1 protein-coding gene is annotated in these 255 nt (G+C 45.1%); it reads right to left on the reverse strand.

The window, feature by feature from the left end; translation table 11 throughout:
- A partial coding sequence (locus tag HMPREF0693_RS18260) for a transposase (RefSeq protein WP_036932530.1) occupies nucleotides 1-255 on the reverse strand: 255 nt, incomplete at both ends.

Here is a 255-nt window from a genome sequence, read left to right on the forward strand (position 1 = left end):
CCTCGCCAGAGCTGCTTGTACTCAAGCTGACGGCGCATTTCATACCAGCCCTGCTCCAGTATTGAGCGGTTTAAACCAGATTTAGCTTTTACGTTCCGTCCATGCCGTTCTGTCGTACCTTTTGCCGATTTAGACATGTTACTGACCTTTAAGTCCTCAATGACAATCATTGCGTGGTTTTTGCTGATTTCGCTGGTGACTTTGTGAAGGTAGTCTTTCCTGATATTGGCAATATGAGAATGCAGACGTTGAATT

It is taken from the genome of Proteus mirabilis ATCC 29906 (genome assembly GCF_000160755.1).
Lineage (GTDB): Bacteria > Pseudomonadota > Gammaproteobacteria > Enterobacterales > Enterobacteriaceae > Proteus > Proteus mirabilis.